Consider the following 24,028-nt stretch of genomic DNA (forward strand, 5'->3'; position numbering starts at 1 on the left):
GGCCCGGCCCTACCGCCGCCGCGCCCCCACCTTCACGCTGCGCGACGTCCCGCTCACATGCGCGCCACCGTCATGCGGCAGCCCCACCGTCCGAACCACCATCGCCCGCTTGCGCGCACGCAGCGTCACTGAGTAGCGCCCGTCGGCCCCGATGTGCGCCCGGCGCAGCGGCAGCCACTTGCCCGTCGTGCTCTGGCGCTGTAGCGCCGCGATCCCGCGCGAGGTCGCCGGAATCACGCGACCGCGCACCACGACGCGGCCGTCGGCCCGGCGCGTCAGCGACGTGATCCCCGCACGGACCGCGCTGCGGACCACGACCATCTTGCTGATGATCGTCGGCAGGCCATCGGCGATCACCAGCGCACGCACCGTGCGCGTCACCGCCGGCAAGGTGAAGGTGTAGGCCCCCGAGCTCGAGCTCTTCAGCGCGTTGCCGGTGTCGGCAAACGGCGTGTTGAAGGGGAACGCCGTGGTCTGCAGCCGCACGCGAACCCCCGAGACCTTGGAGCCAGCGAGCTTGCCGGTGAGCGTCACGGCGCCGCCGTAGGTGACCGGATCCTTGCCGGCCGTCAGCGTCGCAGCCGTCGGCGTGGACGCCACCACGAACGAGCGGTCCGCACCGCGGGTCGTGCCCAATGAGTTGGTCGCCACGATCCGGTAGTGATAGCGCTTGCCTGCGGTGAGGCCGCTGATGCGCGCGCTGACCGAGCTGGTGCCCGTGCCGGCACCGGCCGACGCGGTCTGCGTCGACGTGCCGTAGGAGGTCGTCAGCCCGTAATCGAACTTGGAGGACGTGCTCGCGCCGTGCGGGCCGACCGACGCCGTCAGCGTCGCCGCCGAGACCGTCACGTCCCGCACGCCGCCGGTGGTCGCGGCAGGTCGCGTGGGCGCGACCGGCACCGCGGCGGTCTTCATCGTCGCATCGGCGCCCTGCACCGTCCCACCATCGCTCGTCGCTACGACGCGGAAGTGGTAGGTCGTGTTGGCCGTCAGGCCCTGAACCGGGATCTCCACGGTGACCGGATCGGTCCCCGCCCCCACGTCCTTGCTCGAGGACTGCAGCCCGTAGGACGTGCTCGTCCCGAGGTCGAAGCGCACGCTGGTGGCCGCGCCGCGCGGCGTGACCTTCGCGGTCAGCGTCGCCTGGGTCTGCCCCACGTCCTTGGCCGCGCCGGTGTCGGCCAGCGGTGGGTCGGCAGCCAGCGCGGTGGCGGCGAAAACGAGCAGCGCGGCTGCGATCAGCAAAGCGACGATCCGTGGCATCTCGCCCTCAGAAAACCGAAGCAGTCGCGAAGTTGCGGCGCAGGCGCCTAGGACCCGGAGTCCGACTGCCTGAGCAGGCTGCCGGTCGTCGAGACGACCTACGTCCCGGAATCCGACTGCCTGAGCAGGCTGCCGGTCGTCTGCTCCAGGATCTTGCGCCACGCCCGAGTCTTCTCCTGCTCGTCGGCGAAGTGCTTGACGACCTTGCGCACGCGCGTCGCGGAGATCTCGATCCCGTGGCGCTCGCAGATGGTCTGGAACCGCTCGTAATCCTCGGCGAGCTTGAGCGTCACCGACTGGAAGCCATGGCGGGCGATGTCGACGCGCTTGGTGAAGTTCATGATCGACGTCTGGAACATCAGCTCGTCGTTGGGCTCGGGCTCGATCAGCACGATGTCGACGCCCGGGTAGCGGTCTTCCCACTGCTTGGCCATCTCGTGCAGCCGCTGGTAAGCCATCAACTTGAACGCCTGATAGCCGATCTGCGGCAGGCCCATGTCGCTCACGTGCCGCGGGCGGGAGCCGAACAGGCCGCTCACCCGCTCGGTGAAGTCGTTGACGTAGGGCACGAGCGGGTTGACCACGACGATGAACTTGGCCCCGGCCTCGACGGCGATGTCGACGTTCGTCGTCGAGACGATGCCACCGTCGATCAGCTCACGATCACGGACCCTGACCGGCTTGTAGACCATCGGCAGCGCCGTCGAGGCGCGGACCGCAGTAGAGATCGGGACGTCGTCCCAGTCGTTGGCGCCGAAGACGATGCGCTCACAGGTATCCAGGTCGGTCGCCGCGAGGTAGAGCTCGGGGTCCAACAGCCGGAAGTCGTCGCTGCGGTCGGGGTCTGACAGCACGGTGCGCATGTAGGACTCCAGGCCAGAGCCGGAGTACACGCCCGACGGCAGCCCCTCGGCCAGGCCGAGCGCGAAGTCCATGACCGACACCTGACCGAGCTGCGGCGCGAGCTCGCGCAGGACCGAGACGGCCTTCCACGGCAAGGCCATGCCCTTGCGCGCGTACTCGACCAGGTTGGGCCGCAGCAGCTGCCCGAGGTCGATGTCGCGAAACGGCGTCGGCACCTGCTGGTTGACGACCCGCATCATCTCTTCGGGCGTCACGCCGTTGGCGGCCAGCGCGGCGACGAAGGAGCCGGCGCTCGTGCCGACGTAGACGTCGAACTGGTTGACCGTGCGGTTGACCGAGAGCAGGTCGAGCGCCCGAAGCGCACCGATCTCGTAGACCCCGCCGGTGAAGCCGCCGCCGCCGAGCACGAGCGCGGTCTTTGACCGGCGCGGGCGCCGGCGCCGAGGCGCGCCCTTGGGCGCCGCGGCAGACTCGAGCTTGACGACCTTGCCCATCAAGGAATCGTACCGGTGCCTGAAACGACACGAGCCATCCGACCGGCCAGGCACGGGCGGGCGGCCGGATATGTGCACCGCTCTGACGGCGCGCCTCGCTACCGTCCCGTGCCGTGCGCCGCCGTCTCCCCTTGCTCGCGCTCGTCGTGGCGCTCGTGCTCACGGTCGTCGCCCCCACCGCCCGGGCCGTCGACCGCGCGGGCCTGCGCTCGACGCTGACCACGCTCCACCACCGCCTCGGTCCGGCCGCCGGGGCCTACGTCGTCGACCTCGCCAACGGGAACGTCCTCTTCAGCCACCGCGACAGCCTCGCGCTGGCGCCGGCCTCCAACGAGAAGCTCTTCACCACCGCGGCCACGCTGCTGCGCTTCGGTGGCGCAGGGACGCTGTCGACCACACTGCAGACCGCGCCCGGCGCCGAGATCGATGCCGACGGCGTCCTGCGTGGCGATGTCTACCTCGTCGGCGGTGGCGACCCGACGCTGGGTGACGCCGGCCTGCAGGCGCTGGCCGACCAGCTGGTCGCCAAGGGCGTGGTGCGCATCGACGGCGGCGTGATCGGCGACGAGTCGCTCTTTGACACGTTGCGCGGCGGCCCGGACTCCGCCTATCGCCCCGATGGCGACCTCGGCGGCTGGCTCACCGCGCTGTCGTGGCGCCACGGGCGCGCCGGCGCCACCGGCCCGGCCAAGGGCGCCGCCACCAAGCTCGCGGCGCTGCTCAAGGCCCGCGAGGTCAGGTACGAGCGCAAGCCGCGCGCCGGCAAGCTCAGCGCGGTGGCCGGCGGCGGCGTGGCGGCTGATAGCGAGCCGCTGGCCACGCTCGCCTCGCCGCCGATCGCCAGCCTGATCGCCCAGACCAACATCCCGTCGGAGAACTTCTACGCCGAGATGCTGGTCAAGGCGCTCGGCGCCCGCTTCGGCTCCGGCGGCACGACGGCTGCCGGCGTCGCTGTCGCGCGCGCGCAACTGGCCACCTTCGGCATCCACCCCAAGATGGTCGACGGCTCCGGCCTCTCCCGGATCGACCGCACGACGCCGCGCGAGATCGTCCGGTTGCTGGAGCGCATGGACGGCCAGGACGCAGCGCCGACCTGGGAGGCCTCGCTCCCGGTCGCAGGCCGGTCCGGGACGCTGCGCGCCCGCATGCGCGCGACAGCCGCCGCCGGACGCTGCGCGGCCAAGACCGGCACGCTCATCGGCGTCAGCGCGCTGTCGGGCTACTGCACGACCACCGGCGGCGTGCGCGTCGCGTTCTCGTTCATCGAGAACAGGGTCTGCAACTACTGCGCCAAGAAGGTCGAGGACCGGATGGTGTCGGTCATTGCGCGGCTGGACGGCTGAGCGCGTTCACTGCGGTTGCAGGTCCCAGACCCACGTCTGCTGCGCCACGCCGCCCGTGGTCACGCCGGCGTTGGTCCCTGCGACCTCGCCGTTGGGGCCCAACGGCTGCTCGGTCGGCGACCAGATCAGTGAGGGCACGCCGGTGGTGACGCCCCAGGTGATGGCGTGGTCGTCGTCGGGGTTGGGGCACTGCGCGATGGTGCCGGGCACGGTCGCCGTCGCCGGGGGCGCGAGGGCGATCGTGAACGTGGCCGGCGGCCCGGCCGTCAGCGTCAGCACGTTGGCCTGCTGGTTGGTGCTGTCGAAGAGCAGGTCGACGGGGCCGTCGGCCAGCAACTGGCAACCACCGACCAGCGTGCCGCCGGCGTGGTAGTGGAAGCTGCCGCTTTCGACGCCGTAGTAGGTCGGCGCCACGATGCCGGGGAACGCCGGGAACGGCGCCGGAATCGGCTTGAGCACCACGCTGCCCGACATCGTCACGTCGACCGGGATCCCACCCGGCTCAGGCCGGAGGTCGGCCGTGGCGCTGAAGGTCCCGGCGAGCTTGCCCGTGCAGGAGACCGCCTGGCGCAGCACCGCCACGCGCGATGAAGCACCGCAGCCGGGCGGAGCGATCGGGACCACGACCGTCGGCGCGGACCCGCGCCGGCTCACCATGCCGACCGTGACCTCGCCCTTGGCGCCACCGACGTTGGTGACGTGGAACACCGTGCCGGTCGCCGGCCCGCGGATGTCGCGATCGGCCAGCGGGGAGATCGTCACGTCGCCCGACCGCACCTGATCCTGCGCGTTGGACGGCAGTGGGCGGTGGTCGTCCAGGCCGCGCACCGTCACCGTGAAGTCTCCGCTCTTGCCCTTGCCGAGCGTCAGCGACGACGGGACCGCCTCGGCCGACACGCACGCGAAGCCCACCATGTTCTTCAAGGTCGCCGCGAACCCGTTGATCGCTCCGATCTCGGCAAACCAGCTCGTTCCGACCATCAACAGGAAGAACGACCCGCCGTCGCTGGCGAAGTCCTCCAACTTGACCGCCCCGCCGCCGCTGAGCGTCATGTCCATGACGATCTTCAGCGGATCCTGGAGCGAGCCGCCAGGGTCCTTGAGCACGCTCTCGCCGATCTCGGTCTGCAGGCCCACGCGCTGAGGATCAGCTGAGCTGGTGCTGACGACCTTGTGCGTGGCGGCGATCTCAACCCGCTTGCGCGTCACGACGACGAGCTCGATCTCGAGATGCAGCGGCGCGCGCAGCGCCATGTCGTCGTTGAACCCGCCCGTCACCGTGGCGGTGTCGCGGTACTCGGTCTCGACGATCGTGCGCTTCCCCCGCTGCTCGATCGCATGGATGTCGGTGTCGATGAAGACGAGCTTGGTCACCACGTTGCCGTCGTAGTCGGGGCACTTGGGGCCGAAGACCGTGTGCTTGGAGGTCGAGGAGTGCGTGTAGCGCACCGTCGAGCGCTCGACGCCCTCCGTGGTCTGCGTTGTCGAGGTGGAGCTGGCCGTCCCCTCGCCGGCCTGGCCGTCGGCCGGCGCGATCACGGTGCTGGTGCTGGTCGTGACCGGATCGCCCGGCTTGGACGCCGCCGCCTTCGCGGTCGCGCCCTGGCGCACCTGGGCCTCACGGGCCCGCGCGAAGGCGCGCTCGAGCTTGCGCGGGAAGCGCGACACCAGCTTGCGCGCCGACTTGGGCAGGAGCCGGCCGGCGCTGACCATGCGCTCCACGGCCACCGCGGCCGCCGCGGGCGTGCGCCCGACCGCCACCATGCGCACGCACAGGAACGCCGGCTTCTTGTGGTGCGCAGCCAGGTAGTGCAGCGCGACCTCGCCCGCCTTGCAGCGCTTCTTGGTCGTGACGGCGCCGGCCGGCTCGGCGAAGGCCGGCAGGAGCACGATCGTGCAAGAGAGCGCAAGGGCGGCATGCGCCCATCGACTCGTGCGGTGGGGGCGTGCCGGCATGGTGAAGCCTTCTGCTCGTGGTGCGGGCCGCCACCATCGCAGCAGCCGACTGCCCTGTCCAGCGTTACTCGACTTCTTGGGCCGCCGGCGCGAGCAGGCGCTGCAGGTCGGCGGCCGACAGCGGCCCGATGCCGTCGTGGTGGGTCAGATCCAGATGCACCGGCGTTACGGCGATGCGCCCGGAGGCGACGGCAACCAGGTCGGTCCCCGGCTCGTCCTCATAGCTCGGCTCGGTGCCGTAGATGAAGTAGGTGCGCCGCGCGCCATCGCCCTCCTGCTCCTGCAGCCGATCGCGGTAGATCCGCTTGCCCAGCCGGGCGACCTCGATGCCGTGGGGCGTCCCGGCCGGCACGTTGATATTCAACAACGTGCTCGGCGGCAACGGGACATCCTCGAGCTCCTCGACCAGGCGTGCGGTGAAGCGCGCAGCGACCTCGAAGTCGTAGTCGACGCCGAGGCGAAAATCCATCTCACGGCTCTCGGACTGCTGAGAGACCGCGATCGCCGGCAGGCCGAGCAGCAGCCCCTCCATCGCGGCGGCGACCGTGCCGGAGTAGGTGACGTCGTCGCCGAGGTTGGAGCCGTGGTTGATGCCGGACACGACGAGCTCGGGCGCCCAGCCCTCGACGAGGCCGAGGCTGGCGAGGCGCACGCAGTCGACCGGCGTGCCGTCGGTCGCGTAGCCGAAGGTGCCGTCGCCGAAGGCGATGCGCTCCACGGCGAGCGCGCGACGGGTCGTGATGCCGCGCCCGATCGCCGAGCGGTTGCCGTCTGGCGCGACCACGGCGAGGTCAACACCAGGCGTGCTCAGCAGCTCGCGCCGGAGTCGCTGCAGCCCTTCGGCATCGATCCCGTCGTCGTTGGTCAGCAGCACGCGCACGCCCCCAGCTTACGTCCCACGCAGGTCACGCCGAGCCACGTCGGCAAGATGCGCATGTTTGACGCAACGGGTCGGGCGGGCACTCCTGATCGCGGGTTGAGAAGTCCCACCGCATCACCCGTCGCCGTCCATCATCAGGAGGAGATCCCCTACATGCTGCTCATCTTGGCCATCATCTTGCTGATCATCGCGATCGCCGGTGGCGTCATCATCCACCCGATCCTGTTCGCGCTGGCGATCGTCGCCCTCGTGCTGTTCTTCAGCGGGCGCCGCGGCGCCGCGGTCTAGGGGAACGCGACCGAGGCGAAGTAGAGCCCGTGAGGCGGGGCCGTCGGCCCCGCCTCCTCGCGTGGACGACCGCTGAGCAGCGCGACGAACGAGTCCAGTGAGCGCCGGCCGGTGGCGACCTGCAGCATCGTCCCGACCAGCACGCGGTTCATGTGGCGCATGAACGCGTCGGCGGTGATCCAGAACTCCAACGTCTCGCCACGGCGATGCCACTCAGCGCTCAGCACCACGCGCTCGAAGCGCACATGCTCGGTCTCGGTCGGCGTGAACGCGGTGAAGTCGTGTCTCCCGACGATTGCCTCCGCGCACGCGGCGAGCAGATCGCGATCGAGCGGGTGCGGCCAGTGCAGCGCCCGACCGACCTCGAACGGCGATGCGATCGGCCGGATGTCAAGCCGAAAGCAGTACGTCCGCGAGAGCGCATCACGGCGCGCGTCGAAACCGTCGGCCGCTACCGCGGAATCCAGCACCGCCACGTCGGCCGGCAGCACGGCATTGAGTCCCTCCAGCGGCACGGGCTCGCCTGGATGCGAGACGATCTGCCCCCAGGCGTGCACGCCGCGGTCGGTGCGCCCGGCGCAGGTCAGCTCCACGCCGCGCCCGCCGCGCAGCGTCGCGATGGCCTCCTCCATCGTCTGCTGGACGGTCCGCAGGCCAGGCTGGCGCGCCCAGCCCGCGAAGCCGGTGCCGTCGTACTCGACGGTGAGCCGCGCGCTCAGGGGACCGCTAGCTCCGGCCGAAGAGGTTCAGCAGTGACAGGAAGATGTTGACGATCGAGACGAAGATCCCGGTCGCGATCCAAATGACGTCGTCTTCGGTCGCCTGGCGGCGCAGGTAGTTGAAGTCGACGATCAGGATCAGCGAAGAGAGCACGAGGACCGCGAAGCTGATCAGCGGGCTGCCGCCCGAGCCGAAGAGCCAGGCGATGAGCGAGATGGCGATGACGCCGAGCAGCGCGTAGCTCAGCGGCCGGATCCAGCGCGCGAGGTCCTTCGACGTCGCCGTGCCGTAGGCGCCCATCCCCACCGTGATCAGCGCCGTGCCGCCCGCGGCCTGCGTGACGGCGGTCGGGTCGCTCTGCACGTAGAACTCGAGCACCGGGCCGAGGCCCAGGCCGAGGATCAGCGCGAAGCCGAACAGCCACGCGATGCCGATCCCGCCGTGGCGCAGCGGCGCCACGAACGACTGCGCCAGGACCATGCCGAACGCCACGAAGCTGAGGATGCGGGCCGTGCCGAACGCGAGGTCACGACCGACGATGGTGCCGACCGCCAGGAACGCGATCGCGATGCCGACCAGGAACATGACCTGGCCGAAGAGGGTCATGGTGCTCGCGCGCGCCGGGGCGCGCGAGCCGGCGTAGCTGCCGTAGAGGTCGCTCATGTGCGCCAGAGTACCTCTTGGCAGGCGGCCCGCAACCGGACATGATCCGAGACGTGCGCAAGCTCCAGACCCAAGGCGTCCACCACATCACGATCACCGGCGCCGGCCGGCAGACGTCGATCGACTTCTGGGAGGGCGTGCTCGGAATGCCGTTCGTCTTCGAGCAGCCAAACCTCGACAACCCGGCCGAGAGCCACCTGTACTTCGACCCGGGCGACGGCCGGCTCATCACGATCTTCACCAACGAGGAGCGCACTGCCGACCCGGCGCGCACTCCCACAGATCCGGGCTGTGTCCACCACCTGGCCTTCGCGGTCTCCAACGCGACCTTCCGCCAGGCCGTCGAGCGCCTCGACGAGCGCGCGATCCACCACAGCGGCGTCAAGGACCGCGGCTTCATGGACTCGATCTACTTCACCGACCCGCTCGGCCTGCTGATCGAGCTCGCCTCCTACCGCTTCGAGCCGCCACACGGCTTCACCCACGCCGAGGTCCTGCTCGAAGCCCACAAGCTCCGCGTCGCCCGTGAGGACTACAACATCGCGCCGGTCCACCTCGCCGACGCGATCGAGGCCCTCACAACGACGTCGCGCGGCTCTCTGTCGCAAGACAGATCGCCGCGCGATCCCTACAACAGCTAGCTCGAACTAGACCAGTTCGATGAAGACCATCTCGGTCGCGTCGCTGCGACGCGGGCCGAGCTTGAGGATGCGGGTGTAGCCACCCGGCCGGTCCACGTAGCGCGGAGCGACCTCCTCGAACAGCTTGTGCACGGTGAACTTGTCCTGGCCCAGGATCGACAGGGCCTGGCGGCGGGCGTGCAGGTCACCCTTGCGGGCGAGCGTGATCAGCTGCTCGACCTCGGGCTTGACGGCCTTGGCCTTGGCCTCGGAGGTCTTGATCCGCTCGTGCTGGATGATCTCCTTGCAGAGGTTGGCCAGCAGGGCCTTGCGGTGCGCGCTGTCGCGGCTGAGCTTGTGACGGGTCTTCTGATGGCGCATGGTGTCTCAGTCCTTCTCAGTCGTCGCGCAGAGCCAGGCCCCGCGCGTGCAGCGTCTCGATGACCTCGTCGATCGACTTCTTGCCGAAGTTCGGAATCGCGGCGAGCTCTCCCTCGGACTTCGAGATGAGGTCGCCCACCGTCTGGATGCCGGCGCGCTTGAGGCAGTTGTAAGAGCGGACGCCGAGCTCGAGCTCCTCGATGAGGATGTCGTGCATCGGGCCCTGGCTGGTGGCGCCGGCGCCGTTGGTGCCGGGCACCTGGCCCGCGTCCAGCGCGCCGCCGGGGCCAGCGCGAAGCTCCTCGATGCGGTCGGCGTCGGTGAAGATCGCCAGCTGGCTGATCAGAATCTCGGCAGCCTCGCGCAGCGCGGCCTGCGGATCGATCGAGGAGTCGGTCTCGATGTCGAGCGTGAGCTTGTCGTAGTCGGTGCGCTGACCGACACGGGCCTGCTCGACCGCGTAAGCGACGCGACGCACCGGCGAGAAGATCGAGTCGATCGGGATGACGCCAATCGGCTGGTCGGGAGACTTGTTCTCCTCAGCGGGGCGGTAGCCGCGGCCGCGGCCGATCGTCATGTACATCTCGAGCTTGGTCTTCTTCTCGAGCGTCGCGATGTGCACATCGGGGTTGAGGATCTCGACGCCCGCGGGCAGGTCGATGTCCTTGGCCGTGATCTCGCCCGGGCCGGTGACGACCAGCGGGGCCTCGATCTCGGTCGCGTCGGAGTGCATCCGGCAGACGATGCCCTTGAGGTTCAGGACGATGTCGGTGACGTCCTCGGTGACGCCCTTGATCGTCGAGAACTCATGGGCGACGCCTTCGATCCGGACGCTGGTGACGGCCGCACCGGCCAGCGAAGAGAGCAGCACGCGGCGCAGCGAGTTGCCGAAGGTGTAGCCGAAGCCGCGATCGAGGGGCTCGATCACGAACGAGCCGCGATGCTCCTCGACGGATTCGCTGGTGATGCGAGGGATCTGGAAGTCGAGCACTGGGAGGTCCTGGTTCTTCGTCGTGGTGCCCGGCGCAGCAGAGCGGGGAGTCGCCGGGCCTCTCGCGCAGCCCTCCCGCCGTCAACGGATGGGAGGGCGCGCGGTCAATCAAGTCCTACTTGGAGTACAGCTCGACGATGAGCTGCTCTTGCACGGGCGTCGTGATCTCACGACGCTCGGGCTTGCGCAGCACCTTCGCCGTCAGACCATCGTGATCGGCCTGCAGCCACGCCGGGACCTGAGCGGTGAGCTCGGTCGCGTCGCGGATGATGGCCTCAGCGCCGGTACCGACCTTGACGGCCAGCACGTCGCCTTCACGCACCTGATAGCTGGGGATGTCGACGCGCCGGCCGTTGATCGTCCAGTGACCGTGGCGGATCATCTGGCGAGCCTGGCGACGGGAAGCGGCGAAGCCGAGCCGCACGACGACGTTGTCGAGGCGGGACTCCAGGAGCATGAGCAGGTTCTCACCCGTGATGCCCTCCTGGCGCGACGCCTTGTCGTAGTAGCGGCGGAACTGGCCTTCGAGCACGCCGTAATAGCGGCGGGCCTTCTGCTTCTCACGGAGCTGCACGCGGTACTCCGACTGCTTCTGGCGGCCACGACCGTGGTCGCCCGGCGGGTACGCGCGGCGCTCGACGCCGCACTTGTCGGTGAGGCAGCGCTCACCCTTCAGGAAGAGCTTCTGCCCTTCGCGGCGGCACTGCTTGCACTGGGGGCCTGTGTCACGAGCCATACGGGATTCCTAGACGCGGCGCCGCTTGCGAGGGCGGCAGCCGTTGTGGGCCTGCGGGGTCACGTCCTTGACGCCCGTCACCTCGAGGCCGGCGGCCTGGAGGGAGCGGATCGCGGTCTCCCGGCCAGAGCCGGGACCCTTCACGAAGACCTCGACCTTCTGGAGGCCCTGCTCGATGCCCTTGCGGGCAGCAGCATCGGCCGTGACCTGCGCGGCGAACGGGGTCGACTTGCGGGAGCCCTTGAAGCCGGCGCCACCGGCGGACTCCCACGCGATCACGTTGCCCTCGCGGTCGGTGAGGGAGACGATCGTGTTGTTGAACGAGGTCTTGATGTGGGCCTGGCCGACGGGAATGTTCTTCTTCGGCTTACGGCGGCCACGGGCCGGGCGCTTGGGTGCGGGCACTACTTCTTCCCAACCTTCTTCTTACCAGCGACCGACATGCGCTTGGGACCCTTGCGCGTACGGGCGTTGTTCTTGGTGTTCTGCCCCCGGACCGGGAGGCCGCGGCGGTGACGCAGGCCCCGGTAGCACCCGATCTCCATCAGGCGCTTGATGTTCTGCGAGCGCTCACGGCGCAGGTCGCCCTCGACGACGAGGTTCTCCACGGCGTCGCGCAGCTTGCTGACCTCTTGCTCGGTCAGGTCGCGGACGTACGTGTCGGGGTTGATCCCGGCAGCGCTCAGCAGCTTGTTCGACGTCGGGCGGCCAATGCCATAGATGTAGGTCAGGCCGACCTCGACGCGCTTGTTCAGGGGGACGTTGATCCCGGCGATTCGTGCCATCAGAAACCTAGCCCTGGCGCTGCTTGTGGCGGGGGTTCTGGCAGATCACGAGCACCGCGCCATGGCGGCGGATGATCTTGCACTTCTCGCACATCGGCTTCACCGACGGTCGTACCTTCATGGTCCCTTTCCAAGAGTTTGGCCCGTTGATGCGCTCTGGCTGCCGCGGGAGCTGCCGCTGCTACATCACGGATGGCGCGCATGCAGGGGCAACGCACACGCGCGGACAATTGAAGATAGCAAAGGGGCGAACTTCCGTGCCGTAAGCTCGTCCCTTCGGGCTTTATAGCGCGCCGTCGCCCTCGTGCCAGGGCGTCAGGATCCGTGGTCCGTCGGCGGTGATGGCGATCGTGAACTCGAAGTGCGCGGCCAGCGAGCCGTCCTGGGCGTAGATCGCCCAGCCGTCGTCGCCCATGCGCACCATGTGGCGCCCGGCGGTGGTCATCGGCTCGACGGCGAGCACCATCCCGGCCTCCAGCAGCGGACCCTTGCCGGCGTCACCGTAGTTCGGGATCTGCGGCTCCTCGTGCATGTCGCGCCCGATGCCGTGCCCGACCAGCGAACGGACGACCGACAGGCCCTCGGCCTCGACGGTCGTCTGGACCGCATGGGAGACGTCGCCGAGGCGGTTGCCGGGCCGGCACTGCTGCACCGCATCGAAGAGCGAGCGCCGCGTGACCTCCAGCAGCTTGTCGGCGACCGGCGTGACCTCGCCCACCGCGAAGGTCACCGCGCCATCGGCGACCCAGCCGTCGTAGGTGACGCCGATGTCGATCGAGATCACGTCGCCCTTGCCGAGGCGATACGGACCGGGGATGCCGTGCACGACCATCGCGTTGGGCGACGCGCAGATCGAGCCGGTGAAGCCGCGATAGCCCTTGAACGACGGGACCGCACCCTGGGAGCGGATGTACTTCTCGGCGGCCTGGTCGAGCTCGGCGGTGCTGACGCCTTCGCGGATCTTGCCGGCGACCAGCTTCATCGTGCGGGCGTGGATGGCGCCGGCGGCGGCCATCTTCTCGATCTCGGCGGGCGACTTCTTGATGATCACGGCGCTGCCTCGGGTGGGTGGGGACGGGCGGGCGGGGCCGGCGGGCGGGGTCGAGTCAGAGCTCGTCTTCGAGGCGCAGCGTCGCCACCGTGGCGCGCACGTGGTCGTGCACCTCGGTGGGCGTGCGCGTGCCGTCGAAGCGACGCAGCAGCTCGCGGCTCTCGTAATAGTCGACGAGCGGTTCGGTCTGGTCGTGGTAGACGGCCAGGCGCTTGCGAATCGTCTCGGGCTTGTCGTCGTCGCGCTGGATCAGCGCCGAGCCGTCGATGTCGCAGCGGTCGGGATGCTTGGGTGGGTCGAAGTCGACGTGGTAGACGCGACCCGACTTGCTCACGCGGCGCCCGGAGAGGCGGCGCACGACCTCCTCGTCGGGAACGTCGATCAGCAGGACCGCGCTGATCTTGCGCCCGGCCTGCTGCAGCGCCTCGCCGAGCGCGTCAGCCTGCGGCACGGTGCGCGGGAAGCCGTCGAGCAGGAAGCCGTTGGCGGCCTCGTCAGAGGCGATCGCCTCGAGGATCACACCGATGATGACGTCGTCGGGCACCAGGCCGCCGGCGTCCATGTGCTCCTTGGCCTGCTTGCCCAACTCGCTGCCGTTGGCCACCGCATCGCGCAGGATGTTGCCCGTCGCGTAGTAGGGCAGCCCGAAGTCCTCGGTCAGGCGCTCGGCCTGGGTGCCCTTGCCGGCACCGGGGGGACCCACCAGGATGAGGTTCAGTTCAGACACGACGGCGATCGCAGGCTCCTTGCGGACCGGGGCTGCAAAGCCACCGGTCCCGGGAAGGTCGGGCATCCTACTTGAGGAAGCCTTCGTAGTTGCGCATCATCAGCTGGGCCTCGAGCTGTTTCATCGTGTCGAGCGCCACGCCGATGACGATCAGCAGCGAGGTCCCGCCGAACTGGAACGAGTTCGTGGCGCCGGTCAGCGCGATCACGATCGTCGGCAGCGCGGCCACCGCCGCGAGATACAGCGCGCCGGGGAAGGTCAAGCGCGCGAGGATGCGATCGAGGAACTCGGCCGTGGGCCGGCCGGGTCTCACCCCTGGGATGAAGCCGCCGTACTTCTTCAGGTTCTCGGCCTGGTCGACGGGATTGAACGTCACCGCCGTGTAGAAGTACGTGAACAAGATGATGAAGATCGACTCGCCGATCACGTACGGCGCCTTCCCGGGGTTCAGGAAGTTCGCGACGCTGTGCGTGGCGGGCGTGTTGATCAGCTGACCGACCGTGGGCGGGAAGGCCATGATCGAGGCGGCGAAGATGACCGGGATGACGCCGGCCATGTTGACGCGCAACGGCAGGTAGGTCTGGCCGCCGCCGCTCATGCGCCGCCCGATCACGCGCTTGGCGTACTGGACCGGGATGCGGCGCTGGCCCTCCTGGATGAAGACGATCGAGCAGACGACCCCAAGTGCCAGGAACGGCATGATCACGACGAAGACCTGGTCGGGGTTGTTCCACCAGGACGAGAGGCCGGACGGCAGCCGCGAGACGATCGACGCGAAGATCATCAGCGAGATGCCGTTGCCGATGCCGCGCTGGGTGATCAGCTCACCCATCCACATCAGCAGGACCGTGCCTGCGGTCAGCGAGACCACGATCAGGAAGACATGGGGCGTGTCGAACTTGGAGATGATCGTCTCGCCCGTCGACGGGCCCAGCGACTTGAAGAGGAACACGTAGCCGATCGACTGCGCGAAGGCCAGACCGACCGTGAGGTAGCGCGTGTACTGCGTGATGCGCGCCTGGCCGACCTCGCCCTCCTTCGACAGCTTCTCCAGCGACGGGACGACCACCGTGAGCAGCTGCAAGATGATGCTCGCCGTGATGTAGGGCATGATCCCGAGCGCGAAGAGCGCGATGCGGCTCAACCCGCCGCCCGAGAACTGGTTGAGCAGGCTGAGGATGCCGCCGCCGCCGAAGGACTCCTGGGCGTCCTTGACCGCCTGGACGTTGACACCGGGAACCGGGATGTGGGACCCGACGCGGTAGAGCGCGAGCAGCAGCGCCGTGAAGGCGAGCTTCTTGCGGATCTCCGGGACGGTGAACGCACTCAGGATGGTCGAGAGCATGAAAGCCAGAGGGTAACCGACGACCGAGGGCCCCGGTCGCCCGGGGCCCTCGAAGCCGACGTGTGGTCGTTGCCAGAGCGGCTAGGACTCGATGGTGACGGCGGTGCCGCCGGCAGCCTCGATGGCCGCCTTGGCCGAGGCGCTGAACTTGTGCGCGTGGACGGTGAGCGGCTTGGTGATCTCGCCCTTGGCGAGGATCTTCACCGGAACGTCTGCCTTCTTGGCCAAGCCGGCGGTCTTCAGCGCGTCGAGCGTGACCTCAGCGCCCTTCTCGAAGCGCGCCTCGAGGTCCTGCACGTTGACGCCTTGGGTCGAGGTGCGGAACATCTCGAACGGCATCGACTTCTTCATATGCGGACCACGCAGCTTGCGCATCCGCATGTGGATCGGCATCTGGCCGCCCTCAAAGCGCGCACGGTCCTTGGCGCCGGAGCGCGAGCCCGCGCCCTTCTGGCCGCGGCCAGAGGTCTTGCCCAGGCCCGAGCCCTCGCCGCGGCCGACGCGCTTGCGCGGGCGGCGGCTGCCCGGGGCGGGCTTCAGGTTGTGGAGCCCGATGGGCTCCTTCTCGATCTCGTCAGCCATGGGGCTAGTCCTCCTCGACCTGGATCAGGTGGCGGACGCGGTGGAGCATGCCTCGGGCCTGCTCGGTGTCCTTGACCTCGACCGTCTGGCCGATCTTGCGCAGCCCCAGCGAGCGCAGCGTGTCGAGCTGCTTCTGGTTGGAGCCGTTCTTGCTCTTGATCTGGGTGACCTTGGGCATTACTCGGCCGTCTCCTCCGCGGGCGCCTCGGCCTCGACCTCCTCGGCGGGGGCCTCCTCCGTCGCGACGGCCACGGCGCCTTCCTCGGCGGCGGGCTCGTCATCGCCGGTCGGGGCGCCCTCGAGCGTCTCGACGGCGCCGGCGGGCTGCTCGTTGCTCAGGCCCAGGACCTCGGCGATCGAGAGGCCGCGGATCTCTGCGACCTCCTCGGGCGTGCGCAGGTCCTGGAGTCCGGCCAGCGTCGCCTTGACGAGGTTGATCGGGTTCTGGGTGCCCAGCGACTTGCTCAGGATGTCGTGGATGCCCGCGAGCTCCAGCACCGCGCGGACGCCGCCGCCGGCGATGACGCCCGTACCGGGCGAGGCCGGCTTGAGCAGCACGCGGCCGGAGCCGAAGACGCCGACCACCGGATGGGTGATCGTCGAGCCGTGCTTGGGCACGCGGTAGAGGTTCTTCTTGGCGGCCTCGACACCCTTCTGGATGGCGATCGGGACCTCGTTGGCCTTGCCATAGCCGATACCGACGACCGACGACTCGTCGCCGACGACCACGAGGGCCGTGAACGAGAAGCGCCGGCCGCCCTTGACGACCTTGGCGACGCGGTTGATCTCGACGACCCGCTCCTGCAGGTCGAGGCCGACCGGCGAGACGACGCGGTCAGCGAAGCTGTCGTGCTTCATACGGCAAGTCCTCCCTCGCGGACGCCATCGGCGAATGCCTTGACGCGTCCGTGGTACTGGTAGCCGCCGCGGTCAAACACGGCGCGCTCGATGCCGGCGGCCTTCGCGCGCTGCGCGAGGAGCTCACCGGCCTTGCTGCTCTGCTCCGAGCGCGGGAGGTCCCGCAGCTCGGCCTCGGTCCACTGCACCGCGGCCAGCGTCTTGCCGGCGACGTCGTCGACGAGCTGGGCGGCGATGCCGCGGTTGGACCGGAACACGGAGATGCGCGGACGCTCGGCCGTGCCGTTGACCTTCGCGCGGACGCGACGGCGACGGCGCAGACGGCGCTTTTCAGGGGTGGTGGTGCTCATGCTCGCTTACCGACCTTGCGGGCGACGTACTCGCCCTCGTAGCGAATGCCCTTGCCCTTGTAGGGCTCCGGCGGACGCTGCTTGCGGATGTTGGCGGCGATCTCGCCGACCAGCTGCTTGTCGATCCCGCGCACGATGACGCGCGTGGGCTGCGGGACCTCGAAGTCGATGCCGTCCGGCGCCTTGATCGACACCGGGTGGGAGTAACCGAGGGCCAGCTCCAGGTCACGGCCCTTGAGGGCCGCGCGGTAGCCGACGCCCTGGATCTCCAGCGTCTTGGCGTAGCCCTCGGTGACGCCGATGACCATGTTGGCCACGAGCGAGCGGTACAGGCCGTGCATGGCACGGTGCTCGCCGCGGTCGGTCGGGCGCGTCACGGTCAGGACGTCGTCGTTCTGCTCCACCGTGATGTCGCGGTGGATGCGCTCGACGAGCTCGCCCTTGGGTCCGTTGACGCGGACCGACTCGGGCTCGATGGCGACGGTGACCCCTGCGGGCACTGAAATGGGCTTGCGACCAATGCGGCTCATGAGGTGATCACCAGACCTTTGCGACGACTTCGCCGCCGATGCCTCGGCGGCGTGCCTCGTGGCCGGTCATGACGCCCTGGGACGTCGAAACGATGGCGGTGCCCATGCCGCCGAGCACCTTGGGGATGCCGGTGGCGGGCACGTAATAGCGCTGGCCCGGACGAGACGCCCGCTGCAGCCCCGACACCACGGACTTGCGGTCCTCGGTGTACTTGAGCTGAATGCGGATGAGCTCGGCGGGACGCTCGGCCGACGGGGCCTCGGTCTCCCACGCCTCGATGTAGCCCTGCTCAGCGAGGATGCGGGTCATCTCACGCTTGAGCCGGGAGGCGGGGATCTCGACGACGTCGTGCTGAGCCCGGATCGCGTTGCGGATCCGGGTCAGGTAGTCGGCGACAGGGTCGGTCATCGACATGGCGCTACCAACTCGACTTCGTCATGCCGGGGACAAAGCCGTTGTGGGCCAGGTCGCGCAGGCAGATACGGCACACGCCGAACTTGCGGTAGACCGCGCGCGACCGACCGCACTTGCGGCATCGGGTGTACTCCCGGGTCTTGTACTTGGATCCACGCTGCTGGCGGACCCGCTGGGACGTCTTAGCCACGGTCTAGCTCTCCTGGGTGCCGTCGTCGGCGGTCACGTACGGGTTGCCCTCACGACTGAAGGGCATGCCGAACGCCTCGAGCAGTGCGTAGGTCTCGGCGTTCGACGTGCCCGTCGTGGTGATGGCGATGTCGAGGCCGCGCACATTGTCGATGGCGTCGTAGTCGATCTCGGGGAAGATGATCTGCTCCTTGAGGCCCATCGAGTACGAGCCCCGGCCGTCGAAGGCCGTGGGCTTGAGCCCGCGGAAGTCACGCACCCGGGGGAGCGCGACCGACACGAGGCGGTCGAGGAACTCATACGCCCGGTCGCCGCGCAGCGTCACGCTGACGCCGACGGCCATGCCCTCACGGAGCTTGAACTGGGCGATGGACTTGCGCGCGCGCCGGATCGACGGCTTCTGGCCGGCGATCGTCGCGAGCTGCTCGGCGGCCGCGTCGAGGACTTTGGAGTCCTGCTTGGCGTCGCCGACACCCATGTTGAGGGTGATCTTGATGAGCTTGGGCGCCTGCATGTAGCTCGAGTAGCCGAACCGCTCGATGAGGGCGGGGCGGATCTTCTCGAGGTACTGCGTCTTGAGGCGTGCGGTCTGGGTTGCGGCTTCCATGATTCTCTGCCGGACTAGTCGAGCTTGGTCCCGGACGCTCGCGTCACACGGTTGCGGTTGCCACCCTCACGGGTGACGCCGACGCGCGTGGGCTTCTTCGTCTTGGGATCGATGAGCTGGACGTTTGAGATGTGGATGGGGCCCTCACGCTCGATGACGCCGGCCTCGATCTGAGGAGCGTTCGGCTGGGGGCGCTGATGGCGCTTGACGATGTTGATGCCCTCGACGGTGACCCGCGACTTCTTGGGGTCGACCCGCAAGACCTTGCCGATCTTGCCGCGGTCCTTGCCGCTGATGACGATGACCTCATCGTCGCGGCGGATCTTCAGTGCGGCCATGGCTAGAGCACCTCCGGGGCGAGCGAGATGATCTTCATGTAGTTGCGATCGCGCAGCTCGCGGGCCACCGGCCCGAAGATGCGCGTCCCGCGCGGGTTGCCGGTCGCATCGATGATGACGGCGGCGTTCTCGTCAAACGAGATGTAGGTCCCGTCGTCGCGCCCGAACTCTTTCTTGGTGCGCACGACGACCGCCTTGACGACCTCGCCCTTCTTGACCGTGCCCTGCGGATTGGCGGCCTTGACCGTCGCGGTGATCACGTCGCCGACGTGCGCGTACTTGCGGCGCGAGCCGCCCTGCACGCGGATGACGAGGATCTCGCGGGCGCCCGTGTTGTCGGCGACCTTGAGGCGTGACTCGTTCTGGATCACTTGGCACGCTCCAGGATCTCGACGAGGCGCCAGCGCTTGGTGGCGCTGAGCGGACGCGACTCGATAATGCGGACCGTGTCGCCGGCGTTGGCGTCGTTGGTCTCGTCGTGGGCGTGCAGCGTCGAAGAGCTGCGCACGATCTTCTGGTAGCGGCGATGCCGGCGCGCGGTGTCGATGCGGACCGTGATCGTCTTGTCGGCCTTGTTGGACACGACGATGCCAAGGCGCTCCTTCGGGGCGCCCGGACCGTGCTCGACCGGCGACTGCGTCTTGGCGGGGCCGGTCTCCGCACGGGCGGCGCGATCCTTCTCGCGCTTCTTGGTGCGGTAGCGCGAGCGCGCGGCGGCCTTGGCCTTGCGCGTCTCGGCGCGCTCCTCGGGCGTCGCGCCGCGACGGGCGCCACGGCGGGCTCGCGAAGCGACCTTGCGCTCCTTGGGGGTCAATGCGACGACCGGTGCGGCGGGCTCGGCGGCGGGCTTGCTCTCTGCCGCAGGGGCAGCAGCAACCTCGGCCTGCTCGGCAGGGGCGGTCTCCTCCGTCGTCTCGGACGTGGTGACCTGCTCTTCGGTCGTCTCAGGGGTCTCGTCGTCAGCCATGGCTACTTGCTCGTGTCGATCCCGCGCTGGCGGGCGATGGTCAGGGCGCGAGCGAGGTCGCGCTTACCGGTCTGGAGGCCTGCGGTGTTCTCCAGCTCGCCGGTGGCGTGCTGGAACCGGAGGCCGAAGAGGTCGCGACGGACCGTCTTGATGTGCTCGACCAGCTCGTCGTCGCGCAGGTCGCGGATCTCCTTGGTGTTCATCAGGCGTCGTCCTCCGCCGTCACGATCTTGGTGCGGACAGGGAGCTTCATCCCGGCGAGGCGCATGGCCTCACGGGCGAGCGGCTCCGGCACGCCGGCAAGCTCGAACATCACGCGGCCGGGCTTGACGACCGCGACCCAGCCCTCGGGCGAGCCCTTGCCGGAGCCCATGCGGGTCTCGGCGGGCTTCTTGGTGACCGGCTTGTCGGGATAGACGTTGATCCACACCTTGCCGCCGCGCTTGATCTTGCGCGTCATGGCAATACGTGCGGCCTCGATCTGACGGTTGGTCAGCCAACCGGCGTCGAGGGTCTTGAGGCCGAACTCGCCGAACTGGACCTTGGTCTGGCCGCGCGAGAGGCCGGGCTTGCGCCCGCGGTGCTGCTTGCGGTGCTTGACGCGCTTCGGGGAAAGCATCTAGCGACCGCCTCCGCCGTACCCGCCGCCGCCACGAGAGCCGCCGCCCCCGCCACCGCCGCCATAGCCTCCGCCGCCACGACCGCCGCCACCGGCACCGCCCGGACCACCCGGACCGCGCCCACCGCCGCCGCCCTGGCCACCACGGCCACCACGGCCGCCGCCGGCACCGCCCGGACCACCCGGACCGCGCCCACCGCCGCCGCCCTGGCCGCCACGGCCGCGGCCGCCACCGGCGCCGCCGCCGCGACCGTCACGGCCACCGCCCGGTCCGCCGCCGCGACCACCACGGTCGTTGCCGCGGTCCATGCCGGCAGCCTGCGGGGCCTCGATCTCGGTGAGGTCGGAGCCGCCGTAGCCCTCGGGCATGATCTCGCCCTTGTTGATCCACACCTTGCAGCCGATGCGGCCGAAGGTGGTGCGGGCCTCGTAGAAGCCGTAGTCGATGTCGGCGCGCAGCGTGTGCAGCGGGACACGACCATCGGAGTACATCTCGGTGCGCGCCATCTCGGAGCCACCGAGGCGGCCGCCGACCTGGATCTTGCAGCCCTTGGCGCCAGAGCGCATCGCGCTGGTCAGCGCGCGCTTCATCGCACGGCGGAAGGCCACGCGATTCTGCAGCTGCTCGGCGATCGACTGCGCCACGAGCTTGGCGTCGAGCTCAGGCCGCTTGATCTCGAGGATGTTGACCTTGATCTGCTTCTTGGTGATCTTGTGCAGATCACGGCGCAGGGCGTCGACCTCGGAGCCGGACTTGCCGATGACGATGCCGGGACGCGCGGTGTGGATGTTGACTTCCACCTCGTTGGCGTCCTTGCGGATCGTGATGTCGCTCAGGCCGGCGTGCGCGAGCTTGTTGGTGATGTGGCCGCGAATGGCGACGTCCTCGGCCAGATAGTCGCTGAAGTCACGCTCGGTGAACCAGTTCGACTTCCAGTCGTGGATGTAGCCCACGCGCATGGACTCGGGGTGAACCTTCTGTCCCATGCTCTTACTGCTCCTTCGGCGTGAGCGCGATCGACAAGTGCGAGGTGCGCTTGCGAATGGCCGAGGCGCGCCCCATGGCGCGCGGTCGGAAGCGCTTGAGGGTCGGACCCTCATCAGCGGTTACGGACAAGATCTTGAGATCCTCACCGAGCAGCTCGTGGTTGTGCTCAGCGTTGGCGACGGCCGAGTTCAGGAGCTTCTCCCAATCTTCGGCAACCGCGCGGGGGGTGTGCGCCAGGATGGCGCGCGCCTCGATGACGGACTTGCCGCGGATGTGGTCGCAGACCAGCCGCGCCTTGCGGGCGGACGTGCGGACATACTTGGCGTGGGCCTTGACGACGGGGCGGCCGTTGCTCGACGCCACCGGCTTGGCGACAGGCTTGGGCTTCTCGGCCGGGGGCTCTTCGGCCTTGGGCTCAGCCGGCTTCTTGGCGCGAGACGCGCGCTTGGGCTTGGCCTCGGCGCCCTCGTCGTCGGCCTTCTCGGCAGCGGCAGCCTTCTTCGCAGCAGGCTTCTTTTTGGCCGGCTTCTCCTCGGCGGCCTCCTCCGGGGTGGCGTCGGCCTCCGGCTCGACCGGGACCTCCTCGAGCGTCGTCTCGTCGACGACCTCGGTCTCGACCTCCGGCGTCTCCTCCGGCTTCTCGTCGTCCGGACTCATCGCTTCTTCCCGGTATCAACGTGACCGCGGTAGGTGCGCGTCGGAGCGAACTCGCCGAGCTTGTGGCCGACCATCGACTCGCTCACGAACACGGGCACGTGCTTGCGCCCGTCGTGAACGGCGATCGTGTGGCCCACCATCTCGGGGAAGATCGTGGACGCCCGCGACCACGTCTTCACCATCTGCTTCGTTCCCGCGGAGTTCATCCGCTCGATCCGCCCGATCAGGCGCTCCTCGACCCACGGGCCCTTCTTGGAAGATCTAGACATAGACGATTACCTCTTGCCCTTCCCGCGCCGCCGCCTGCGCACGATCATGCGGTCGGACGGCTTGTTCTTCTTGCGCGTGGGGTAGCCGAGCGTCGGGACGCCCCACGGAGTGACCGGGTGGCGGCCCGCCGTGGTCGAGCCCTCGCCGCCGCCGTGCGGGTGGTCGACGGGGTTCATAGCCGTGCCGCGCGTCTGGGGGCGGATGCCCTTGTGACGGCTGCGGCCGGCCTTTCCGATCGTGATGTTCTGGTGCTCCGCGTTGCCGATCGAGCCCACGGTGGCGCGGCAGTCGCTCGGCACCATCCGCATCTCGCCGGACGGCAGGCGCAGGGTGGCGCGGTTGCCCTCCTTCGCGACGAGCTGGATCGAGGTGCCGGCGGAGCGGCCCATCTGGCCGCCGCGGCCTGGCGTGATCTCGACGTTGTGCACGGTGGTGCCCGTCGGGATGGCGCGCAGCGGCAGGCAGTTGCCGACGGTGATGTCGGCGCGCTCGCCCGACTCGACCGTCATGCCCACGCGCAGGCGGTTCGGCGCGAGGATGTAGCGCTTGTCGCCGTCGGCGTAGTTGACGAGCGCGATGTAAGCGGTGCGGTTCGGGTCGTACTCGATCGCGGCCACGCGCGCGGGCACGCCGTCCTTCTGGCGCTTGAAGTCGATCATGCGGTACTTGCGCTTGGCGCCGCCGCCGCGGTGGCGCGACGTGATGCGGCCATGCGTGTTCCGCCCGCCGGATTTCTTGAGGCCGGTGGTGAGGGCCTTCTCGGGCTCGCTCTTGGTCACCTCGGCGCGGTCGCTCCAGGTGGCGAACCGGCGGCCGGGCGAGGTCGGCTTATGACGCTTGACGGCCATCGGCTACTCCCCTATTTCCTGGCCCTCGAAGAGCTCGATGTGGTCGTCCGGGTGCAACTCGACCACGGCCTTCTTCCACGACCGGCTCTTGCCCGACGTGTAGCCGCGCCGCTTCGGCTTCGACTTCACGCTCATCGTGCGCACCTCGAGCACCCGCACGCCGAAGATCTCCTCCACGGCCTGGCGGATCTGCGTCTTGTGCGCACGGTCGTGCACGCGGAACGTGTACTTGTTGGCCGAGAGCAGCGCGTAGCTCTTCTCGGACACGATCGGGCGGATGATCACCGTGCGCGCGTTCATGCCGTGGCTGCCTCCCGCTCGGGCTTGCGCGCGATGGTCGTGAGGTACTCGACGGCGGCGGGCGACAGCACGAGCCGCTGGGCGCCGATGATGTCGGCCACCCCCACGGCGTCCTGCGCGTGCACCGCGACGCCCTTCAGGTTGCGGAACGACTTGAAGCAAGTGTCCTCGCCCTCGCGGCCGAGCACCACGAGCGTGCGGCCGGGCTCGCCGAACGCCGCAAGGCCCTCGGCCGCGCGCTTCGCCGACGGCGTGTCGAAGTCGGTGGCATCGATCACGGCGAGCGAGCCGCGCCGCTTCGGCTTCGACTTCACGCTCATCGTGCGCACCTCGAGCACCCGCACGCCGAAGATCTCCTCCACGGCCTGGCGGATCTGCGTCTTGTGCGCACGGTCGTGCACGC

General features: G+C 69.1%; 35 protein-coding genes and 2 pseudogenes. 3 read left to right on the top strand and 34 right to left on the bottom strand.

Going from position 1 to position 24,028, the window contains the following annotated elements; all coding sequences use genetic code 11:
* Nucleotides 1-9: 9 nt before the first annotated feature.
* Nucleotides 10-1,263, bottom strand: a complete 1,254-nt coding sequence (locus VGO10_RS06880) for a hypothetical protein (RefSeq protein WP_327466533.1) — start codon at nt 1,261-1,263, stop codon at nt 10-12.
* A 98-nt stretch (nt 1,264-1,361) separates the two neighbouring features.
* Nucleotides 1,362-2,621: a patatin-like phospholipase family protein gene (locus VGO10_RS06885; RefSeq protein ID WP_327466535.1), complete on the bottom strand. Its 1,260-nt coding sequence runs from the start codon at nt 2,619-2,621 to the stop codon at nt 1,362-1,364.
* A gap of 113 nt (nt 2,622-2,734) precedes the next feature.
* Here VGO10_RS06885 and dacB point away from each other — a divergent pair, with 113 nt between their 5' ends.
* The gene (gene dacB / locus VGO10_RS06890; protein WP_327466537.1) at nt 2,735-3,964 is read left to right on the top strand and encodes a D-alanyl-D-alanine carboxypeptidase/D-alanyl-D-alanine endopeptidase; all 1,230 of its coding nucleotides are present in this window, start codon (nt 2,735-2,737) and stop codon (nt 3,962-3,964) included.
* Nucleotides 3,965-3,970: 6 nt separating this feature from the next.
* On the opposite strand, the gene VGO10_RS06895 is transcribed toward dacB, so the two are convergent.
* A complete protein-coding gene (locus VGO10_RS06895) occupies nt 3,971-5,920 on the bottom strand; it encodes a hypothetical protein (protein ID WP_327466539.1) in 1,950 nt (649 codons plus the stop codon).
* A gap of 64 nt (nt 5,921-5,984) precedes the next feature.
* The gene (gene surE, locus VGO10_RS06900) at nt 5,985-6,800 is read right to left on the bottom strand and encodes a 5'/3'-nucleotidase SurE (protein ID WP_327466541.1); all 816 of its coding nucleotides are present in this window, start codon (nt 6,798-6,800) and stop codon (nt 5,985-5,987) included.
* Between the two features lie 96 nt (nt 6,801-6,896).
* On the opposite strand from surE, the gene VGO10_RS06905 reads away from it, so the two are divergent.
* Nucleotides 6,897-7,088 carry a hypothetical protein gene (locus tag VGO10_RS06905; RefSeq protein ID WP_327466543.1) on the top strand — a complete coding sequence of 64 codons (192 nt, stop codon included), beginning with the start codon at nt 6,897-6,899 and terminating at the stop codon, nt 7,086-7,088.
* On the opposite strand, the gene VGO10_RS06910 is transcribed toward VGO10_RS06905, so the two are convergent.
* The gene (locus tag VGO10_RS06910) at nt 7,085-7,807 is read right to left on the bottom strand and encodes a tRNA pseudouridine synthase A (protein WP_327466606.1); all 723 of its coding nucleotides are present in this window, start codon (nt 7,805-7,807) and stop codon (nt 7,085-7,087) included. The two genes, VGO10_RS06905 and VGO10_RS06910, sit on opposite strands and share 4 nt — an antisense overlap.
* A gap of 7 nt (nt 7,808-7,814) precedes the next feature.
* Complete coding sequence (locus VGO10_RS06915; protein ID WP_327466545.1) at nt 7,815-8,471, bottom strand: Bax inhibitor-1 family protein; 657 nt, start codon at nt 8,469-8,471, stop codon at nt 7,815-7,817.
* A 53-nt stretch (nt 8,472-8,524) separates the two neighbouring features.
* Between VGO10_RS06915 and VGO10_RS06920 the strand changes: the two genes are divergently transcribed.
* A complete protein-coding gene (locus VGO10_RS06920) occupies nt 8,525-9,112 on the top strand; it encodes a VOC family protein (RefSeq protein ID WP_327466547.1) in 588 nt (195 codons plus the stop codon).
* Nucleotides 9,113-9,118: 6 nt separating this feature from the next.
* Here the strand turns inward: VGO10_RS06920 and rplQ are convergent, their stop codons facing one another.
* The 28 genes and pseudogenes from rplQ to rplD form a co-directional block, all read right to left on the bottom strand.
* On the bottom strand, nt 9,119-9,472 hold the full coding sequence (rplQ, locus tag VGO10_RS06925) for a 50S ribosomal protein L17 (RefSeq protein ID WP_327466549.1): 354 nt from the start codon (nt 9,470-9,472) through the stop codon (nt 9,119-9,121).
* Nucleotides 9,473-9,488: 16 nt separating this feature from the next.
* Nucleotides 9,489-10,463, bottom strand: a complete 975-nt coding sequence (locus tag VGO10_RS06930) for a DNA-directed RNA polymerase subunit alpha (RefSeq protein WP_327466551.1) — start codon at nt 10,461-10,463, stop codon at nt 9,489-9,491.
* A gap of 115 nt (nt 10,464-10,578) precedes the next feature.
* Nucleotides 10,579-11,199 carry a 30S ribosomal protein S4 gene (rpsD, locus tag VGO10_RS06935; protein WP_327466553.1) on the bottom strand — a complete coding sequence of 207 codons (621 nt, stop codon included), beginning with the start codon at nt 11,197-11,199 and terminating at the stop codon, nt 10,579-10,581.
* Nucleotides 11,200-11,208: 9 nt separating this feature from the next.
* Nucleotides 11,209-11,604 (bottom strand): 30S ribosomal protein S11, encoded by a 396-nt coding sequence (gene rpsK / locus VGO10_RS06940; protein WP_327466555.1) that lies wholly within the window; start codon nt 11,602-11,604, stop codon nt 11,209-11,211.
* Nucleotides 11,604-11,984 carry a 30S ribosomal protein S13 gene (rpsM, locus tag VGO10_RS06945; protein WP_327466557.1) on the bottom strand — a complete coding sequence of 127 codons (381 nt, stop codon included), beginning with the start codon at nt 11,982-11,984 and terminating at the stop codon, nt 11,604-11,606. The genes rpsK and rpsM overlap by 1 nt, the downstream gene beginning before the upstream one ends.
* Nucleotides 11,985-11,991: 7 nt before the next feature.
* Nucleotides 11,992-12,105 carry a 50S ribosomal protein L36 gene (gene rpmJ / locus VGO10_RS06950; RefSeq protein WP_037400725.1) on the bottom strand — a complete coding sequence of 38 codons (114 nt, stop codon included), beginning with the start codon at nt 12,103-12,105 and terminating at the stop codon, nt 11,992-11,994.
* Between the two features lie 162 nt (nt 12,106-12,267).
* Complete coding sequence (gene map / locus VGO10_RS06955; RefSeq protein ID WP_327466569.1) at nt 12,268-13,035, bottom strand: type I methionyl aminopeptidase; 768 nt, start codon at nt 13,033-13,035, stop codon at nt 12,268-12,270.
* 55 nt (nt 13,036-13,090) lie between these two features.
* Nucleotides 13,091-13,828, bottom strand: a complete 738-nt coding sequence (locus VGO10_RS06960; RefSeq protein ID WP_327466571.1) for an adenylate kinase — start codon at nt 13,826-13,828, stop codon at nt 13,091-13,093.
* 1 nt (nt 13,829) lies between these two features.
* Nucleotides 13,830-15,107, bottom strand: a complete 1,278-nt coding sequence (secY, locus tag VGO10_RS06965; protein ID WP_327466573.1) for a preprotein translocase subunit SecY — start codon at nt 15,105-15,107, stop codon at nt 13,830-13,832.
* An 81-nt stretch (nt 15,108-15,188) separates the two neighbouring features.
* Nucleotides 15,189-15,689, bottom strand: a complete 501-nt coding sequence (gene rplO, locus VGO10_RS06970; RefSeq protein WP_327466575.1) for a 50S ribosomal protein L15 — start codon at nt 15,687-15,689, stop codon at nt 15,189-15,191.
* 4 nt (nt 15,690-15,693) lie between these two features.
* On the bottom strand, nt 15,694-15,867 hold the full coding sequence (gene rpmD, locus VGO10_RS06975) for a 50S ribosomal protein L30 (RefSeq protein WP_327466577.1): 174 nt from the start codon (nt 15,865-15,867) through the stop codon (nt 15,694-15,696).
* A gap of 161 nt (nt 15,868-16,028) precedes the next feature.
* Nucleotides 16,029-16,547, bottom strand: a pseudogene (gene rpsE, locus VGO10_RS06980) (30S ribosomal protein S5); the annotation flags it as partial.
* A complete protein-coding gene (gene rplR, locus VGO10_RS06985; protein WP_327466579.1) occupies nt 16,544-16,897 on the bottom strand; it encodes a 50S ribosomal protein L18 in 354 nt (117 codons plus the stop codon). The pseudogene rpsE and the gene rplR, both read right to left, overlap by 4 nt.
* The gene (gene rplF, locus VGO10_RS06990; RefSeq protein ID WP_327466581.1) at nt 16,894-17,427 is read right to left on the bottom strand and encodes a 50S ribosomal protein L6; all 534 of its coding nucleotides are present in this window, start codon (nt 17,425-17,427) and stop codon (nt 16,894-16,896) included. Before rplF ends, rplR begins: the two co-directional genes overlap by 4 nt.
* Nucleotides 17,428-17,434: 7 nt before the next feature.
* The gene (gene rpsH, locus VGO10_RS06995) at nt 17,435-17,842 is read right to left on the bottom strand and encodes a 30S ribosomal protein S8 (protein ID WP_349258924.1); all 408 of its coding nucleotides are present in this window, start codon (nt 17,840-17,842) and stop codon (nt 17,435-17,437) included.
* A 4-nt stretch (nt 17,843-17,846) separates the two neighbouring features.
* Entirely contained in the window at nt 17,847-18,032 is a 186-nt protein-coding gene (locus VGO10_RS07000; RefSeq protein WP_327466585.1) for a type Z 30S ribosomal protein S14, read from the bottom strand.
* A gap of 3 nt (nt 18,033-18,035) precedes the next feature.
* Entirely contained in the window at nt 18,036-18,638 is a 603-nt protein-coding gene (rplE, locus tag VGO10_RS07005) for a 50S ribosomal protein L5 (RefSeq protein ID WP_327466587.1), read from the bottom strand.
* A 14-nt stretch (nt 18,639-18,652) separates the two neighbouring features.
* A complete protein-coding gene (gene rplX / locus VGO10_RS07010) occupies nt 18,653-18,976 on the bottom strand; it encodes a 50S ribosomal protein L24 (RefSeq protein WP_349258925.1) in 324 nt (107 codons plus the stop codon).
* 2 nt (nt 18,977-18,978) lie between these two features.
* On the bottom strand, nt 18,979-19,347 hold the full coding sequence (gene rplN / locus VGO10_RS07015) for a 50S ribosomal protein L14 (RefSeq protein WP_327466590.1): 369 nt from the start codon (nt 19,345-19,347) through the stop codon (nt 18,979-18,981).
* Nucleotides 19,344-19,664 (bottom strand): annotated as a pseudogene (rpsQ, locus tag VGO10_RS07020) (30S ribosomal protein S17); the annotation flags it as partial. The pseudogene rpsQ and the gene rplN, both read right to left, overlap by 4 nt.
* 281 nt (nt 19,665-19,945) lie before the next feature.
* Complete coding sequence (rpmC, locus tag VGO10_RS07025; RefSeq protein ID WP_327466592.1) at nt 19,946-20,146, bottom strand: 50S ribosomal protein L29; 201 nt, start codon at nt 20,144-20,146, stop codon at nt 19,946-19,948.
* On the bottom strand, nt 20,146-20,562 hold the full coding sequence (gene rplP, locus VGO10_RS07030) for a 50S ribosomal protein L16 (protein WP_327466594.1): 417 nt from the start codon (nt 20,560-20,562) through the stop codon (nt 20,146-20,148). Before rplP ends, rpmC begins: the two co-directional genes overlap by 1 nt.
* Nucleotides 20,563-21,549, bottom strand: a complete 987-nt coding sequence (gene rpsC / locus VGO10_RS21735; protein WP_349258926.1) for a 30S ribosomal protein S3 — start codon at nt 21,547-21,549, stop codon at nt 20,563-20,565.
* 4 nt (nt 21,550-21,553) lie between these two features.
* Nucleotides 21,554-21,913: a 50S ribosomal protein L22 gene (gene rplV / locus VGO10_RS07040; protein WP_327466610.1), complete on the bottom strand. Its 360-nt coding sequence runs from the start codon at nt 21,911-21,913 to the stop codon at nt 21,554-21,556.
* 290 nt (nt 21,914-22,203) lie between these two features.
* Nucleotides 22,204-22,476: a 30S ribosomal protein S19 gene (gene rpsS / locus VGO10_RS07045; protein WP_327466596.1), complete on the bottom strand. Its 273-nt coding sequence runs from the start codon at nt 22,474-22,476 to the stop codon at nt 22,204-22,206.
* 6 nt (nt 22,477-22,482) lie between these two features.
* Complete coding sequence (rplB, locus tag VGO10_RS07050) at nt 22,483-23,325, bottom strand: 50S ribosomal protein L2 (protein ID WP_327466598.1); 843 nt, start codon at nt 23,323-23,325, stop codon at nt 22,483-22,485.
* 3 nt (nt 23,326-23,328) lie between these two features.
* On the bottom strand, nt 23,329-23,625 hold the full coding sequence (gene rplW / locus VGO10_RS07055) for a 50S ribosomal protein L23 (protein ID WP_327466600.1): 297 nt from the start codon (nt 23,623-23,625) through the stop codon (nt 23,329-23,331).
* Nucleotides 23,622-24,028 (bottom strand): 50S ribosomal protein L4 (gene rplD, locus VGO10_RS07060; RefSeq protein ID WP_327466602.1); only part of this gene is annotated, 407 nt, incomplete at its 5' end. The genes rplW and rplD, both read right to left, overlap by 4 nt.

Source organism: Baekduia sp. (genome assembly GCF_035996765.1).
In the GTDB taxonomy this organism is placed as follows: domain Bacteria; phylum Actinomycetota; class Thermoleophilia; order Solirubrobacterales; family Solirubrobacteraceae; genus Baekduia.

Excerpts from the sequence above, each read along its gene's own strand:
- VGO10_RS06880 (WP_327466533.1), bottom strand. The coding sequence starts at position 1,263 with ATGCCACGGATCGTCGCTTTGCTGATCGCAGCCGCGCTGCTCGTTTTC.
- VGO10_RS06885 (WP_327466535.1), bottom strand. The coding sequence starts at position 2,621 with ATGGGCAAGGTCGTCAAGCTCGAGTCTGCCGCGGCGCCCAAGGGCGCG.
- VGO10_RS06895 (WP_327466539.1), bottom strand. The coding sequence starts at position 5,920 with ATGCCGGCACGCCCCCACCGCACGAGTCGATGGGCGCATGCCGCCCTT.
- VGO10_RS06915 (WP_327466545.1), bottom strand. The coding sequence starts at position 8,471 with ATGAGCGACCTCTACGGCAGCTACGCCGGCTCGCGCGCCCCGGCGCGC.
- rplQ (WP_327466549.1), bottom strand. The coding sequence starts at position 9,472 with ATGCGCCATCAGAAGACCCGTCACAAGCTCAGCCGCGACAGCGCGCAC.
- rpsD (WP_327466553.1), bottom strand. The coding sequence starts at position 11,199 with ATGGCTCGTGACACAGGCCCCCAGTGCAAGCAGTGCCGCCGCGAAGGG.
- rpsM (WP_327466557.1), bottom strand. The coding sequence starts at position 11,984 with ATGGCACGAATCGCCGGGATCAACGTCCCCCTGAACAAGCGCGTCGAG.
- rpmJ (WP_037400725.1), bottom strand. The coding sequence starts at position 12,105 with ATGAAGGTACGACCGTCGGTGAAGCCGATGTGCGAGAAGTGCAAGATC.
- VGO10_RS06960 (WP_327466571.1), bottom strand. The coding sequence starts at position 13,828 with ATGCCCGACCTTCCCGGGACCGGTGGCTTTGCAGCCCCGGTCCGCAAG.
- secY (WP_327466573.1), bottom strand. The coding sequence starts at position 15,107 with ATGCTCTCGACCATCCTGAGTGCGTTCACCGTCCCGGAGATCCGCAAG.
- rplO (WP_327466575.1), bottom strand. The coding sequence starts at position 15,689 with ATGGCTGACGAGATCGAGAAGGAGCCCATCGGGCTCCACAACCTGAAG.
- rpmD (WP_327466577.1), bottom strand. The coding sequence starts at position 15,867 with ATGCCCAAGGTCACCCAGATCAAGAGCAAGAACGGCTCCAACCAGAAG.
- rplR (WP_327466579.1), bottom strand. The coding sequence starts at position 16,897 with ATGAGCACCACCACCCCTGAAAAGCGCCGTCTGCGCCGTCGCCGTCGC.
- rplF (WP_327466581.1), bottom strand. The coding sequence starts at position 17,427 with ATGAGCCGCATTGGTCGCAAGCCCATTTCAGTGCCCGCAGGGGTCACC.
- rpsH (WP_349258924.1), bottom strand. The coding sequence starts at position 17,842 with ATGTCGATGACCGACCCTGTCGCCGACTACCTGACCCGGATCCGCAAC.
- rplE (WP_327466587.1), bottom strand. The coding sequence starts at position 18,638 with ATGGAAGCCGCAACCCAGACCGCACGCCTCAAGACGCAGTACCTCGAG.
- rplX (WP_349258925.1), bottom strand. The coding sequence starts at position 18,976 with ATGGCCGCACTGAAGATCCGCCGCGACGATGAGGTCATCGTCATCAGC.
- rpmC (WP_327466592.1), bottom strand. The coding sequence starts at position 20,146 with ATGAACACCAAGGAGATCCGCGACCTGCGCGACGACGAGCTGGTCGAG.
- rplP (WP_327466594.1), bottom strand. The coding sequence starts at position 20,562 with ATGCTTTCCCCGAAGCGCGTCAAGCACCGCAAGCAGCACCGCGGGCGC.
- rpsC (WP_349258926.1), bottom strand. The coding sequence starts at position 21,549 with ATGGGACAGAAGGTTCACCCCGAGTCCATGCGCGTGGGCTACATCCAC.
- rpsS (WP_327466596.1), bottom strand. The coding sequence starts at position 22,476 with ATGTCTAGATCTTCCAAGAAGGGCCCGTGGGTCGAGGAGCGCCTGATC.
- rplB (WP_327466598.1), bottom strand. The coding sequence starts at position 23,325 with ATGGCCGTCAAGCGTCATAAGCCGACCTCGCCCGGCCGCCGGTTCGCC.
- rplW (WP_327466600.1), bottom strand. The coding sequence starts at position 23,625 with ATGAACGCGCGCACGGTGATCATCCGCCCGATCGTGTCCGAGAAGAGC.